Annotated in this window: 13 protein-coding genes; all 13 read left to right on the top strand. The window is 39.1% G+C overall.

Annotated elements, in window-relative coordinates; translation table 11 throughout:
- Window positions 1-233: 233 nt before the first annotated feature.
- Window positions 234-959, top strand: coding sequence for a GntR family transcriptional regulator (locus V7266_RS25430; RefSeq protein WP_335472039.1), 726 nt, complete (start codon window positions 234-236; stop codon window positions 957-959).
- A 95-nt stretch (window positions 960-1,054) separates the two neighbouring features.
- Window positions 1,055-2,131: a BMP family lipoprotein gene (locus V7266_RS25425; protein ID WP_335472038.1), complete on the top strand. Its 1,077-nt coding sequence runs from the start codon at window positions 1,055-1,057 to the stop codon at window positions 2,129-2,131.
- A gap of 199 nt (window positions 2,132-2,330) precedes the next feature.
- A complete protein-coding gene (locus tag V7266_RS25420) occupies window positions 2,331-3,866 on the top strand; it encodes an ABC transporter ATP-binding protein (protein ID WP_335472037.1) in 1,536 nt (511 codons plus the stop codon).
- Window positions 3,859-4,905: an ABC transporter permease gene (locus V7266_RS25415; protein ID WP_335472036.1), complete on the top strand. Its 1,047-nt coding sequence runs from the start codon at window positions 3,859-3,861 to the stop codon at window positions 4,903-4,905. The genes V7266_RS25420 and V7266_RS25415 overlap by 8 nt, the downstream gene beginning before the upstream one ends.
- Before the next feature lies 1 nt (window position 4,906).
- Complete coding sequence (locus tag V7266_RS25410) at window positions 4,907-5,866, top strand: ABC transporter permease (RefSeq protein WP_335472035.1); 960 nt, start codon at window positions 4,907-4,909, stop codon at window positions 5,864-5,866.
- Window positions 5,867-6,116: 250 nt separating this feature from the next.
- Window positions 6,117-7,397 (top strand): EF-P 5-aminopentanol modification-associated protein YfmF, encoded by a 1,281-nt coding sequence (gene yfmF / locus V7266_RS25405; protein WP_335472034.1) that lies wholly within the window; start codon window positions 6,117-6,119, stop codon window positions 7,395-7,397.
- Window positions 7,397-8,689 carry an EF-P 5-aminopentanol modification-associated protein YfmH gene (gene yfmH / locus V7266_RS25400; RefSeq protein WP_335472033.1) on the top strand — a complete coding sequence of 431 codons (1,293 nt, stop codon included), beginning with the start codon at window positions 7,397-7,399 and terminating at the stop codon, window positions 8,687-8,689. Before yfmF ends, yfmH begins: the two co-directional genes overlap by 1 nt.
- Window positions 8,690-9,016: 327 nt before the next feature.
- Window positions 9,017-9,739: an elongation factor P 5-aminopentanone reductase gene (gene ymfI, locus V7266_RS25395; RefSeq protein WP_335472032.1), complete on the top strand. Its 723-nt coding sequence runs from the start codon at window positions 9,017-9,019 to the stop codon at window positions 9,737-9,739.
- An 82-nt stretch (window positions 9,740-9,821) separates the two neighbouring features.
- The gene (locus V7266_RS25390) at window positions 9,822-10,073 is read left to right on the top strand and encodes a DUF3243 domain-containing protein (protein WP_098528659.1); all 252 of its coding nucleotides are present in this window, start codon (window positions 9,822-9,824) and stop codon (window positions 10,071-10,073) included.
- Between the two features lie 198 nt (window positions 10,074-10,271).
- Complete coding sequence (locus tag V7266_RS25385; RefSeq protein WP_285857789.1) at window positions 10,272-11,060, top strand: DUF3388 domain-containing protein; 789 nt, start codon at window positions 10,272-10,274, stop codon at window positions 11,058-11,060.
- Window positions 11,061-11,080: 20 nt separating this feature from the next.
- Window positions 11,081-11,977 carry a helix-turn-helix domain-containing protein gene (locus V7266_RS25380; RefSeq protein WP_335472031.1) on the top strand — a complete coding sequence of 299 codons (897 nt, stop codon included), beginning with the start codon at window positions 11,081-11,083 and terminating at the stop codon, window positions 11,975-11,977.
- 49 nt (window positions 11,978-12,026) lie between these two features.
- Window positions 12,027-12,611: a CDP-diacylglycerol--glycerol-3-phosphate 3-phosphatidyltransferase gene (gene pgsA, locus V7266_RS25375; RefSeq protein WP_335472030.1), complete on the top strand. Its 585-nt coding sequence runs from the start codon at window positions 12,027-12,029 to the stop codon at window positions 12,609-12,611.
- A 34-nt stretch (window positions 12,612-12,645) separates the two neighbouring features.
- A complete protein-coding gene (locus V7266_RS25370; RefSeq protein WP_335472029.1) occupies window positions 12,646-13,902 on the top strand; it encodes a competence/damage-inducible protein A in 1,257 nt (418 codons plus the stop codon).
- Window positions 13,903-13,958: the final 56 nt, after the last annotated feature.

The following is a 13,958-nucleotide window of genomic DNA, read 5'->3' as shown; positions in this document are numbered from 1 at the left end:
GAATCGATGATGAATATATGGATTTTTCCTATTATTCTGCAATTTTCAACAAAATCCGCGGAATTCGGCATAAAATGTAAGCGTTGTATTGGTTGTAAGCATATTTACCCCCTTTTTTCGACGAAATTCTATATTCCTATTTATTTATCCAGAGAAAAATGTTAATATAAATCCGATTAGTAGGAATGATATCAGATGTCTGATGTCTTAGGAAAAAGGCTGGAGGAAACAGCATGTCCATTAAGTCAGATAACCGGCACTTATATTTACAAGTAATTGATCGGTTAAAGCAAGATATTGAAAACGGTGTATATAAAGAAAAAGAAAAATTGCCATCGGAATTCGATCTTGCAAAACAACTAGGTGTAAGCAGGGCAACTCTTAGGGAAGCACTCCGGATACTTGAAGAGGAAAACGTCATTATAAGACGCCATGGTGTTGGTACCTTTGTAAGCGCGAGACCCATGTTTACTTCTGGGATTGAACAACTTAATAGTGTCACTGACATGATCAAACAAGTTGGGATGAAGCCAGGGACCATTTTCTTAAGTTCATCAACGCAAGGTCCGACCGAAGAGGATATTCGCCGTTTTTCATGTTCAGCTAATGAGGATATTTTCGTGATGGAGAGGGTAAGAACAGCAAACGGAGAACCAGTCGTCTATTGCATTGATAAGGTTCCGGAGAACATATTGCCTGAGACATTTTCTCATGAGGAAGAATCTATATTTCAAATATTAGATGAAGAGGCCAATCGCAGAATTACATACGCTGTTGCCCAAATCGAGCCTTTGGGGTATCATGAAAAAATTTCTCCCATTTTAGAATGTGATCCAGAAACTGCTTTGTTAGTTTTAAAACAAATGCATTTTGATGAAACGGATGAACCTGTATTATTTTCGGTAAACTATTTTAAAGCAGATAAGTTTAGTTTTCATGTATTAAGAAAAAGAACTTGATTTTTTTGTTAATATGGGTAAATAAAAACTGTAACACTTTTTTAAACATTTCTACTTAATCAAACCAAGTAAATAATCTTAGGGGGTACAATTCTTTGAAAAAGCGTAAAATTGGAATGGCGTTATCTCTAGTTCTTGCTGCTGGGACACTTTTAGGTGCTTGTGGAAAAAGTGATAACAAAAGCGATACATCTACAGGTGGAAACAAAGATACTTTCTCAGTAGCGATGGTTACTGACGTTGGTGGTGTTGATGACAAATCATTCAACCAATCTGCTTGGGAAGGTCTTCAAAAGTTTGGTAAAGACAACGGAATGGAAAAAGGTAAGGGCGGATATGATTACATCCAATCAAAATCCGATGCAGACTATTCAACCAATTTAAACACTCTTGCACGTCAAGATTTTGATTTAGTTTTTGGTATTGGTTACTTAATGCAAGGTGCCGTTGAAGAAATTGCCAAGCAACAAAAAGATCACCATTTTGCAATTGTTGATTCTGAAGTAAAACAAGACAACGTTGCAAGCATCCTGTTTAAAGAACAAGAAGCATCATTCCTAGCGGGGGTTGCAGCTGCCATGACGACCAAATCCAATAAAATTGGATTTATTGGCGGTATTGAAGGTGCTGTAATTGAACGTTTTGAAGCAGGATTTGTAGCTGGTGTTAAAGCGGCAAAACCAGAGGCGACTGTAGACATTCAATATGCTGGTGCGTTTGATAAAGCTGAACTTGGTCAATCAATCGCTTCAAAAATGTACTCTTCTGGAGCAGATGTCATTTTCCATGCTGCTGGTGGTACAGGTGTTGGTTTATTTAAAGAAGCTAATGACCTTAAGAAAAAAAATCCATCTCGTGAAATTTGGGCAATTGGAGTTGACAGTGACCAAGCAAACATGGGTCCAGATGTTGTTTTAACTTCCGCTCTTAAACGTGTAGACAATGCTGTTATCGACGTTTCTACAAAAGCGAAAGATGGTAATTTCCCTGGCGGAAAGGTCGCGTTATATGGACTTGCTGAAGATGGTGTTGGTTTAGCACCAATCAATAGCAAAGCTCCAAATAAAGCTGCTATTGAAACTGCTGTAAAAGATTGGACTGACAAAATTAAATCTGGTTCAATAAAAGTTCCTGGCACTCGGGCAGAATTAAAAACTTTTAGCACAAAATAATAAAAAAGAGGAATAAGCGGGTTATTGCCTGCTTATTCCTTCTTATTGAAATCTTAACTGAAGTGTAGAAGTTTATTCTACTTTTCATTGAAGATTTTACTGGGGAGGAGATCCCTGTTTTTTTAAAAATCTGAAAGGTCTGACCTCTTACTACTATTGGTCAAAATTTCCTTTTATCTTAATACAGGGAGTGAAAAAGATGGATTTTGTAATTGAAATGCTCAACATTCGTAAAGAGTTTGGCGGTTTCGTTGCGAATGATAACATTACCCTTCAATTAAAGAAGGGCGAAATTCATGCATTACTTGGTGAAAATGGTGCAGGTAAATCCACTTTAATGAATGTACTTTTTGGTTTATACCAGCCGGAACAAGGTGAAATTCGTGTAAAAGGAAAACCTGTTAATATTACTAACCCAAATATTGCAAATGATCTTGGAATAGGAATGGTACACCAGCACTTTATGCTTGTCGACACATTTACGGTTACGGAAAATATTATACTTGGCAGAGAAGTGACAACTGGCGGTCGAATTGATCTTAAAAAGGCTGAAAAAGAGGTCCGTGAAATTTCAGAACGTTATGGTCTGGCCGTTGACCCTCAGGCAAAAATCTCTGATATTTCCGTGGGAATGCAGCAAAGGGTAGAGATATTAAAAACATTATACCGCGGTGCTGAGATTGTTATTTTTGACGAGCCTTCTGCTGTCCTGACGCCGCAAGAAATTAAAGAACTTATACAAATTATGAAAACGCTTATAAAAGAAGGGAAATCTATTATTCTCATTACCCACAAATTAAAAGAGATTATGGAAGTGGCAGACCGTTGTACAGTTATCCGTAAGGGTAAAGGGATTGGTACCGTTAATATAAGTGAAACTAATCCTAACGAACTTGCGAGCTTAATGGTTGGACGTGAAGTAACCTTTAAAACAGAAAAAGCAGAAGCTAAACCCCAACATGATGTTCTTAATGTTCAGGAGTTGGTAGTAAAAGATTCTCGCGGCATTAATATTGTAAATGGCTTAAATTTAACTGTTAAAGCCGGTGAAATTGTTGGTATCGCAGGGATCGACGGGAATGGACAAACCGAATTTATTGAAGCCATTACCGGATTACGTAAGTCAGAAAGTGGCAGCATCAAATTAAATGGAAAAGAGCTAATCAACCATACACCTCGGAAGATTACCGAATCAGGTGTGGGCCATATACCACAGGACCGTCATAAACACGGTCTAGTCTTAAACTTCCCGATTGGCGAGAACGTGGTTTTGCAAACTTATAATAAAAAGCCATATTCAAAAAGTGGTGTTTTAAATTTTAAAGAAATCTATAAAAAGGCAAGAACACTAATAAGTGAGTTTGATGTTCGGACACCAAGCGAGTATACATTGGCTCGAGCACTTTCCGGAGGAAACCAGCAAAAGGCGATTATCGGACGAGAGATCGATCGAGATCCGGATCTGTTAATTGCAGCACAGCCTACACGCGGGTTGGACGTTGGAGCAATCGAATTTATTCATAAACGTCTCATTGATCAGCGTGACCATGGTAAGGCAGTACTGCTTATTTCATTTGAGTTGGATGAAATATTAAACGTGAGTGATCGAATTGCCGTCATCTATGAGGGGAAAATCGTTGCCATTGTCAATCCAAAAGAAACAACTGAGCAGGAACTTGGTTTGTTGATGGCTGGGTCAAATAGAAAGGAAGCAGGTGAACACTCCAATGCTTAAACGCTTTAATAGTATTTTAACCCCCATAATTGCCGTATTATTAGGTATTATCGTTGGAACCATTATCATGGTTGTCAGCGGTTATGATGCTCTAGCAGCTTTCACGGCACTTTGGAATGGAGCTTTTGGTGATTCTTATTATTTTGGGGAAGTCATTAGACAAGTTACTCCGTATATTCTAGCTGGTTTAGCGGTGGCATTTGCCTTTCGTGTTGGGCTGTTTAATATTGGGGTAGAAGGTCAATTTCTAGTCGGCTGGCTTGCGGCAGTTTGGGTGGGGGTAGCCTTTGATCTTCCAAAAATAATTCATTTACCGCTTGCCATATTAGCGTCTATGGCTGCAGGGGCTTTATGGGCATTTATTCCCGGTCTCTTAAAAGCTCGTTTTCGCGTTCATGAAGTAATTGTTACCATTATGATGAACTATGTAGCATTACATGTGTCCAACTATATTATTAAAAATATCATCACTAATAATCAAGATAAAACCGATATGATCAAGGAAACAGCGACATTAAGATCTAATTGGTTACAAAGTATTACAGATTATTCACGACTTCACTGGGGTATTGTTATTGCCATTATCGGTTGTATTGTGATGTGGTTTTTACTCGAAAGAACGACAAGAGGATTTGAATTACGCGCAGTCGGCTTTAATCAGCATGCAGCACACTATGCAGGGATGAATGTAAATAGAAATATTATCCTCTCTATGGTTATTGCAGGTGCATTTGCCGGATTGGCCGGGGCCATGGAAGGCTTAGGTACTTTTGGATATGCAACTGTAAAAGGCGGTTTTACCGGAGTTGGATTTGATGGGATTGCAGTAGCCTTGCTTGGTGCGAATACCTCTTTGGGTGTATTTTTCTCGGCCTTATTATTTGGCGCATTAAAAGTAGGGGCATTGAACATGCCGCTCGAAGCAGGTGTTCCAAATGAACTGGTTGATATCATTATTGCTTTGATCGTATTCTTTGTTGCTTCAAGTTATATAATAAGAGCATTTCTTGATCGATTCAGTAAAAAGGAGGTGAAGTAAGTTGAGCTTAATGGAAATCTTAATTATCGTCGTTCCATCCACCTTGTTATGGGCAGCTCCACTTGTCTTCACTGCATTAGGCGGTATCTTCTCAGAACGTTCTGGGGTTGTAAACATTGGTCTTGAGGGGTTAATGGTAATCGGCGCATTTACTGCCATCGTGTTTAACCTTACGTTTGTGGACACGTTTGGAAGTTTAACTCCATGGCTGGCAATCATAGTAGCCATGGTTGCAGGAGCGATTTTTTCCTTGTTACATGCTGTAGCAGCGATTACTTTCCGTGCAGACCATACGGTTTCTGGGGTTGCGATTAACTTACTAGCAACAGGTTTAACTTTATTCTTGGTAAAGCTTATCTATGATAAAGGTGAAACCGATATTATCAACATAGGCTTCAATAAAATTGATATTCCGGTTTTAAAAGATATCCCGATTATAGGTGAAATATTTTTCCAAAACACTTATTGGACTTCCTTCCTGGCTATTATCGTTGCCATTATCGTATGGTATGTTGTGTTTAAAACACCATTTGGTCTACGTCTTCGTTCTGTTGGAGAACATCCAATGGCGGCTGATACAATGGGGATTAATGTGACAAAAATGCGCTATCTAGGTGTAATTATTTCAGGAGCCTTGGGTGGTATCGGAGGAGGAGTATATGCTCAATCGATTACCTCTAACTTCAGCCACTCTACCATTAGTGGTCAAGGCTTTATGGCTATTGCGGCGATGATTTTTGGTAAATGGCATCCACTTGGTGCAATGGGTGCGGCGATATTCTTTGGTTTTGCTCAGAGTATCAGTATCATCGGTTCAAGTTTGCCGTTCTTGAAAGAAATTCCAAATGTCTACTTGTTAATTGCTCCATATGTATTAACGGTGCTCGCTTTAACTGGATTCATCGGCCGTGCTGATGCTCCAAAAGCAAGTGGAACGCATTATATAAAAGGAAGTAGATAATACTAAAAGCGGAAGCGCCTTGACAAGGGGCTTATGCCCCCGAGCCCCTAGGCGCCGGAACTAGACAATAATACAAGTAAGAGCTCTCAGCATTTGAGAGCTCTTTTTTTATAAAGAGACGTATTTCTTGTGTAAAATGGGTATGGCAAATTATAGTAAGAAGTATAGGTTTTATCTAAAAGGAAAAGATATAAAGAAAAATGTTTACATATGCTATAAGTAAGCCCTTTAGGAAAAAGGAGGATTACCAATGGACTCAACTGCAGAAAAAATCACAGAATTGCAGGGTTATAAACTCCATATTATTGAAACTGAAAAGTATAAGACCAATACATTCGTCTGGAGAATGAAAGCCCCTTTAACAAAAGAAGATGTAACAAAACGGGCCCTGCTCCCGCATGTTTTACAAAGCAGCTCAGCTAAATATGCTTCCACAACAGCATTACGATCTTATTTAGATGAGCTATATGGCGCCACTCTTTTTGTTGATTTGGCTAAAAAAGGTGAGTACCACGTCATGAGTGTAACCTTAGAAATAGCCAATGAAAAATTTTTAAGCGACCCGGCCCCTCTTTTGAAAAAAGGGTTTGAACTATTGTCTGAGATTTTGACGAAACCAAACGCCTCTGGGAATTCCTTTGATAAGGATACAGTGGAAAAGGAAAAACGAGTACTTAAATCACGGATTCAATCTGTTTTCGATGATAAAATGCGCTATTCCAATGTCCGCCTTTTAGAAGAAATGTGTAAAGGAGAACCATATGCCCTCCAGGTAAATGGTGAAGCGGGCGATGTAGATGCGATCACACCGGAAAATTTATACGAATATTATCAGAAGGCCTTTTTAGAAGATGAGATGGACTTGTATGTCATTGGTGACGTAAAGGAAGAAGAGGTAAAACAATTAGCTGGCCAATTACTGCAGTTTGAAAACCGCACTCCGAAAAAAAATCAAACTGACAAAACAACTCATCGAACTGATGTGAACGAAGTAAAAGAAGCACAAGACGTGAAACAAGGTAAATTAAATATGGGGTACAGAACCAATATTGTTTATGGAGATCCTGATTATTTTGCCCTCCAAGTGTTTAATGGAATTTTCGGAGGCTTCTCGCATTCGAAACTCTTTATTAATGTTCGTGAAAAGGCCAGTCTTGCATACTACGCAGCAAGCCGGCTTGAGAGCCATAAAGGATTAATGCTGGTCATGTCCGGGATTGATTTGAAAAACTATGACCAGGCAGTCGGAATTATTCATGAACAAATGGATGCAATGAAAAAAGGGGATTTTACTGATCAAGAATTGGAACAAACAAAGGCGGTTATCCAAAATCAAATTATGGAGACTGTCGACACGGCCAGAGGTTTAACCGAAATCCTTTATCACAATGTGGTTGCAGGTACGACTATTTCTCTTGATACGTGGATGAATGAAATGAATAATGTCACAAAGGAAGAAATCACAGCCGTGGCAGAAAAGATTCAGCTTGATACGATTTATTTCTTAACGGGAACGGAGGCGGGCAAATAATGGAGAAAATTACTTTTGACCAGCTTCAGGAAGAACTTTTTCATGAAAAAATGTCCAATGGCTTAAATGTTTATATTCTGCCGAAGAAAGGTTTTAATAAAACATATGCCACCTTTACAACCAAATACGGTTCGGTTGATAACACCTTTGTACCACTCGGCAAAGAAGAGTATGTCAAGGTCCCAGATGGGATTGCCCACTTTTTAGAGCATAAGCTGTTTGAAAAAGAAGATGGGGATGTGTTCCAACAATTTAGCCGTCAAGGGGCTTCAGCCAATGCCTTTACATCGTTTACCCGTACGGCCTATTTATTTTCAAGTACGTCTGATGTTGAGAAAAATTTAGAAACACTGATTGATTTTGTACAGAGTCCATATTTCTCCGAGAAAACAGTGGAAAAGGAAAAAGGGATCATCGGTCAGGAAATTACTATGTATGATGATAATCCCGATTGGCGCTTATACTTTGGCTTAATCCAGAACTTATATCAAAATCATCCAGTGAAAATTGATATTGCTGGAACGATTGAATCAATTGCCGATATTGATAAGGATTGGCTTTATGAGTGTTATAATACTTTCTATCACCCAAGTAATATGCTGTTATTTATTGTTGGTCCTGTAGACCCTGATAAGATAATGACTCAGGTGAGAGATAACCAGGCTAAAAAAGATTATAAGGATATGCCGGAAATTAAGCGGAAATTTGAAGAAGAGCCGCCGCAGGCTGCTGAAAAGAAACAGGTTCTTCAAATGAATGTCCAAACCTCTAAAACTCTGCTCGGAATCAAAGCTCTTCATGTTGATCAATCGGGCGAAGTGCTGTTGAAAAATGAGTTAACTATGAATGTACTGCTTGATTTATTGTTTGGAAAAAGCTCCGAAAACTACAACAAGCTCTACGACGAGGGTCTTGTCGATGAAACCTTCTCCTACGACTATACTCAGGAGCAAGGCTTTGGTTTTGCGATGGTCGGAGGAGATACTGGAGAACCTGATAAGCTTGCTGAGAGGCTTAGACAAGTGCTCCTTGCTGCAAAGCAGGGAAGTGTGTTTAACGAAGAACAGTTAGAAAGAGCTAAAAAGAAGAAAATTGGTGCGTTTTTACGGGCTGTAAATTCACCTGAATATATAGCTAATCAATTTACTCGTTATGCGTTTAATGATATGAATTTATTTGATGTGGTGCCAACGTTGGAAAAAATAACCTTAGAGGACGTTCAAAAGTTAGCATCTGAAGTCATTTCTGAGGAACGTTTCTCTGTGTGCCAGGTAATACCAAAACAAAAGTAAAACGAGGAAGCGTCGATATCACGGCGCTTCTTTGCATGTTGAATTAACTGGTGGATAACATATAAAAAGTGGCGCATGGGTTAATTAACTGGCGGATAACACTTAATAGTGGCACAAGGGTCAATTAACTGGCGGAAAGCACTTAATAGTGGCACATGGGTTAGTTTACTGGCGGATAACATATAAAAGTGGCGCACAGGTCAATTTACTGGCGGAAAGCATATAGAAGTGGCGGACATGATGCTTTTACTAGCGTAATCCTGCTCACACTGGCGGATGACGGTTAGGTAACAGTGAATGGTCCTTATTAAAGAAAGAGTGATGTAAGTGAATAAACATGTATTATTAACGGGAGCAAGCGGGGGAATCGGACAAGCAGTCGCCCTGCATTTAGCGGCAAAAGGCTATCATCTCTACCTGCATTACAATCAAAACGAACAAACAATCCGGGAATTAATAAAAAAGCTCGAGCCATTAGGCGGTGAGTACATACCCATTAAGGCAGACTTTGCCTCTACAAATGGCTATCAGTCCATAGTGCCTCAGATCTTTTCATTAGATGCAATAATCCATTGCGGTGGAAAAAGTCATTATGGACTGCTAGTAGATCTAGACCATAAAGAAGCCCAAGAGTTATTCAATATCCATGTCTTAAATCCCTTAATGCTGACCAAAGAGTTATTACCTAAATTTTTAACCAAACGTTCAGGGAGTATCATTGTGATTACTTCTATATGGGGACAGACGGGCGCAGCATGTGAAGTGGCCTACTCTTCTGCTAAGGGTGCACAAATCGCCTTTGTAAAAGCACTTAGTAAAGAAGTGGCTTTAAATGGCATTCGCGTAAATGCCATTGCCCCAGGCGCGGTGGATACCCCGATGATGGAAGGCTTCACTTCTGAAGAACTAGAGCAAATTTCTTTCGATATCCCAATGGGGAGAATAGCGAAACCCGAAGAAATTGCTTCAAGTGTATCTTTTTTACTTTCAGAGGAGTCTTCTTATATTACAGGACAGGTGTTGTCTGTGAACGGTGGATGGTACACATAAGGAAAATTTCAGGTTAGTGGATGAATAGTTCTGGGTGATTCTTCGCAAAATAACCTTGTACTATTCTAAAGGAGGGAATACGATGTCTGTTTTAGAAAACTGGAAACAATGGGAAGACTTCTTAGCGGACCGTCTTCATCATGCACAAAATGAAGGCATGAGTGAAGGTGCTATTAGTAACCTTGCTTTTCAAATTGGTGACTACTTAGCCAATCAAGTTGAACCAAAAAATGAACAAGAAAGAATTCTTGCAGATCTTTGGTCCGTTGCTGATAAACAAGAACAGCAGGCCATTGCTAATATGATGGTAAAACTAATTTCAAATAACGGCTAAAGCGTAAAGAGAGGGACTAAATGGTCTCCTCTCTTTTCGCTTTTAGTAAACCTTCTTGCTCTACTGTTATAGATTTTTTAATAAATCCATCAGATTCATGGTTTTTCCTTTCATCTTCTATCAAAATCATTTATTATAAAGTTTAGATGTGACAGTGTAAGAAAATTGTCGAAACTTCTTTTTGGGGGTTTTTTATTTATGAAAAAAGAATGGTACTTAGAATATGAGATTCAAAAGAACCGACCTGGTCTTTTGGGTGATATTTCCTCTTTATTAGGGATGCTTGCCATTAATATTGTTACCATTAATGGGGTGGATGAAGGCAGGCGTGGATTGTTAATCTTAGCAAAAGATGATGATCAAATAAAACGGCTTGAGTCAATTTTAAATACAATGGACACAATAAAACTAATAAAACTAAGAGAGCCAAAACTGCGTGACAGACTAGCTGTTAGACATGGACGCTATATTCAACGGGACGCTGATGACAAAAAAACATTTCGTTTTGTGCGAAATGAACTTGGATTATTAGTTGATTTTATGGCAGAATTATTTAAGCAAGAGGGGCATAAACTAATCGGTATTCGCGGAATGCCTCGCGTTGGTAAAACAGAATCACTTGTTGCAGCAAGTGTTTGTGCAAATAAGCGGTGGTTGTTTGTTTCATCCACTTTGTTGAAACAAACGATTCGTAATCAGTTGATCGAGGATGAATATAACGCTAACAATTTGTTTATTCTTGATGGAATTGTCTCTACTAGACGTGCAAACGAACGTCATTGGCAGCTTGTTCGTGAAATTATGCGCTTGCCCTCCGTTAAGGTGATTGAGCATCCTGATATTTTTGTGCAAAATTCAGAATACACGCTAGACGATTTCGATTATATTATTGAACTTCGCAACGATGCCGATGAAGAAATTACTTACGACGTCGTTGACCAGCATAATATGTTCTCCGGATCAGATTTTGGAGATTTTGATTTTTAATTAATTGGAAGGTGTTACAGGTGACGGAACTAGGGAATCAATTAAAGGAAGCCCGATTAGCTAAAAATTTAAGCTTGGACGATCTTCAGACCATTACCAAAATTCAAAAGCGATATTTAGTGGGGATTGAAGAAGGAAATTATGAAAGTATGCCCGGGAATTTTTATGTAAGGGCCTTTATTAAGCAATATGCAGAAGCGCTAAATTTAAATCCTGATGAAATCTTTGAAACCTATAAGAACGAAATTCCGGCCTCTCATAATGATGAATTGCATCATTTATCACGAGTGAAAACACACAAGACGATTTCAGAAGGGAATTCAAGAATATTTGATGTTCTGCCGAAAGTTTTAATAGGTATATTTGTCATTGGTGTTGCTAGTGTTGTATATTACTTTGTTGCCAACCATGCTGGTGATAATAATAAGGAAACAGTTAGTAATGACCGTGAACAGGTTAAAATTGAAAAATCAAGCCAACTTGAAAAAGTAAAAGCTAATGAAGTAGTAAAAGAGGACGAAACGAAAAAAGAAGAAGAAGCTGCAAAGACAAAGACGGAAACGACCCCGCCTGCGGATACTCCAAAGCAGGAATTAACAGCTGTTCAAACACAGGGTAATACCACTACCTACGATTTGAAAAATGCTGATAAATTTGTCGTTAAGTTAGTTTCAAAAGGACAAACATGGGTAAGCATTAAAAATGGAAAACAGAAAACCTTTTTCCAAGGGACCCTTAAAAAAGGGGGAACCGAGAGTCAAACACAAGATTTATCTGCAGAAAATATGGCTGTGATTAGGGTTGGAAATGCTGCAGATACAGACATTTATGTAAACGATCAAAAGCTTGAGTATGCCATTCCAGCAACAGCCAATGTTCAGAACATCAAGATTCAATATGTTCTGAAGAATCAATAGTCATCTGCTGATGACTATTTTTCACTTTTTTCAATAAGGAGAAGAAATTATGAATATTCCTAATAGAATAACGGTATCAAGGATCCTATTAATCCCATTATTCTTAATTATTATGCTCGTACCCTTTGATTGGGGTAACATGCATCTTCTTGGGGCAGATATGCCTGTTACCCATTTTATTGGTGCACTTATTTTTATACTAGCTTCCACTACTGACTGGGTGGACGGTCATTATGCACGTAAATATAACCTGGTCACCAATATGGGGAAGTTCCTTGATCCATTGGCTGATAAATTACTAGTGTCAGCAGCCCTCATTGTTCTTGTAGAACTTAATGATGTCTATGCACCTTCTTGGATTGTAATCATCATTATCAGCAGAGAATTCGCTGTTACTGGACTTCGCTTGTTACTAGCAGGGGAAGGTGAGGTTGTTGCGGCGAATATGCTTGGTAAAATTAAGACATGGACACAAATTATCGCGATTTCTTCACTATTACTACATAATTTTATTTTTGAAATGATTTCATTTAGATTTGATATTTTGTCTTTGTGGGTAGCCATGATTTTTACTATTTGGTCAGGCTGGGATTATTTCGCTAAGAACAGCCATGTGTTAAAAAATTCAAAATAATACTTTTGAATTTTAGTTAAGGAGGGGATTTTAATTGAAGAATGCTGAGATTATTGCGGTAGGTTCAGAGTTGTTGCTCGGTCAAATTGTTAATACCAACGCCCGGTTTATTTCGCAGCAATTAGCGGACCTTGGAATCAACGTATTTTTTCATACAGTTGTGGGGGACAATCCTGACAGGCTGCTTTCTGCCATTAAAACGGCTGAAACACGCGCAAATGTCATTATTTTTACCGGAGGATTGGGACCAACTAAGGATGATTTAACAAAAGAAACGATTGCCCGTCACCTTGGGAAAAATCTAGTGTTGGACCAAAATGCATTAGAGTCTATTGAACTTTATTTCGCGCGCACTAATCGTGTGATGACGGAAAATAATCGAAAGCAGGCATTAGTATTAGAAGGCTCTCACATCCTTCCAAATGATCATGGGATGGCTCCTGGAATGGTGTTGGAAACAAACGGTAATACCTATATGCTTTTACCTGGTCCTCCTAAGGAAATGGAACCAATGTTTCGTCAATATGGATGCGTTGCGCTAGCCTCTAAGGATGCGGCGAATGAAAAAATTGTTTCTCGGGTGCTGCGTTTCTTTGGAATCGGGGAAGCTGCATTGGAAACGGAAATTATGGATCTCATTGATGCTCAAAGTAACCCGACGATTGCCCCGCTGGCTGGCGATGGTGAAGTCACACTGCGATTGACGGCAAAACATCTGGATGAGAATGTTGCACAGTCTATGCTGGATGAAGTGGAAAAGGCGATCAGTCAACGAGTGGGTCAGTTTATTTATGGATATGATGATACTTCTCTATTAGCAGAGCTTACCAACGTGTTGAAAGATAGAAACCTGTCGATTACGGCTGCTGAGAGTTTGACGGGGGGCTTGTTCCAGAAGGAGTTAACTTCTGTGGGTGGCGTGAGCTCTGTGTATAAAGGCGGCGTGGTTTGTTATTCGAATGAAGTCAAGCATAACATTTTGCAAGTTGCACAAGAAACACTTGATATTGATGGCGCCGTGAGTGAACAATGTGCGGTGGAGCTGGCGGAAAATGCTGCTCGCATTTTAGGTGCTGATATTGGTATTAGTTTCACTGGTGTAGCTGGTCCGGATGAGCTTGAAGGGAAACCGGTTGGCACGGTTTATATTGGGGTTGCTATTAAGGGAAAGCCGACCGTAGTTGAAAAGCTTAGCCTTGGAGGAACAAGGGAAGCTATTCGCAATCGCGCAGTGAAGTATGGCTGTTATTTTATTTTGAGAAATTTAAAAGAATCACAGAATGCTAAATAGTGAACTGTGACCCATAAAGTGGACAGTTTAAAAAAGACTTTTTATGCAGCTAGTAA

Origin of the sequence: Neobacillus drentensis (assembly GCF_036965645.1) — a bacterium.
In the GTDB taxonomy this organism is placed as follows: Bacteria; Bacillota; Bacilli; order Bacillales; family Cytobacillaceae; genus Neobacillus; species Neobacillus drentensis_D.
The sequence above is the reverse complement of the archived record's forward strand: the minus strand, read 5'-3'. Positions and strand labels throughout refer to the sequence as shown.

Excerpts from the sequence above, each read along its gene's own strand:
- V7266_RS25390 (WP_098528659.1), top strand. The coding sequence starts at position 9,822 with ATGTCTGTTTTAGAAAACTGGAAACAATGGGAAGACTTCTTAGCGGAC.
- yfmF (WP_335472034.1), top strand. The coding sequence starts at position 6,117 with ATGGACTCAACTGCAGAAAAAATCACAGAATTGCAGGGTTATAAACTC.
- V7266_RS25385 (WP_285857789.1), top strand. The coding sequence starts at position 10,272 with ATGAAAAAAGAATGGTACTTAGAATATGAGATTCAAAAGAACCGACCT.
- V7266_RS25420 (WP_335472037.1), top strand. The coding sequence starts at position 2,331 with ATGGATTTTGTAATTGAAATGCTCAACATTCGTAAAGAGTTTGGCGGT.
- V7266_RS25415 (WP_335472036.1), top strand. The coding sequence starts at position 3,859 with ATGCTTAAACGCTTTAATAGTATTTTAACCCCCATAATTGCCGTATTA.
- yfmH (WP_335472033.1), top strand. The coding sequence starts at position 7,397 with ATGGAGAAAATTACTTTTGACCAGCTTCAGGAAGAACTTTTTCATGAA.
- V7266_RS25430 (WP_335472039.1), top strand. The coding sequence starts at position 234 with ATGTCCATTAAGTCAGATAACCGGCACTTATATTTACAAGTAATTGAT.
- pgsA (WP_335472030.1), top strand. The coding sequence starts at position 12,027 with ATGAATATTCCTAATAGAATAACGGTATCAAGGATCCTATTAATCCCA.